Annotated in this window: 1 protein-coding gene; it reads left to right on the forward strand. The window is 69.4% G+C overall.

Translation table 11 applies throughout. From position 1 onward, the window contains the following. The coding region (locus ABD317_RS37360) for an acyltransferase domain-containing protein (RefSeq protein WP_344296577.1) at positions 1 to 880 on the forward strand (880 nt) is incomplete at both ends.

Here is an 880-nt window from a genome sequence, read left to right on the forward strand (position 1 = left end):
TCGGGTTCTTGTTCACGGGTCAGGGTGCGCAGTGGCCGGGGATGGGCGCGGGGCTGAGCGGTTTTGCGGTGTTCCGGGAGGCGTTGGAGGAGGTCTGCGCGGGGTTCGACGGGCTGTTGAGTCGGCCGTTGGGCGACGTGCTGGCCGCGCGTGACGGCGGCCTGGTGGACCGGACGGAGTTTACGCAGGCGGGGTTGTTTGCGTTCGAGGTGGCGGTGTTCCGTCAGCTGCGGGCGTGGGGTGTGGAGCCGGGTGTGCTTGTGGGGCATTCGGTGGGTGAGCTGGCTGCCGCGCACTGCGCGGGTGTGTGGTCGTTGGCCGATGCGTGTCGTTTGGTGGCTGCGCGTGGGCGGTTGATGGAGGCGTTGCCGCCGGGTGGGGCGATGGTGTCGTTGCGCGGCAGCCTGGACGAGGTCAGCGCCCTGCTGGAGGGTAGCTCGCGGGTTGATGTGGCGGCGGTGAACGGGCCGCGGTCGGTGGTGGTGTCCGGTGATGGGCGGGAGATCGAAGGGCTGGTGTCGCGCTGGGAGGCGGAGGGTGGCCGGGCTCGTCGGTTGCGGGTGTCGCATGCGTTCCATTCGCCGTTGATCGAGCCGATGCTCGCCGATTTCCGTCGGGTGGCCGAGGAGGCGGAGTATCACCGGCCGTCGCTGACGCTGGTCTCGAACGTCACCGGCGAAGTCGCCGACGCGGAAACGGTGTGCGATCCGGAGTACTGGGTGCGCCACGTCCGCGAGGCGGTTCGGTTCGCAGACGGTGTACGGGCCGCCGCTCACACCGGTGTCTCGACGTTCATTGAGGTCGGGCCTGCGCCGGTGCTGACCGCCATGGGGCAGGAATGCCTCCCCGACGAGCCCATCAACTGGATTGCCCTCTCCCG

This window comes from Streptomyces synnematoformans (assembly GCF_039531005.1).
Classification (GTDB): Bacteria; Actinomycetota; Actinomycetes; order Streptomycetales; family Streptomycetaceae; genus Streptomyces; species Streptomyces synnematoformans.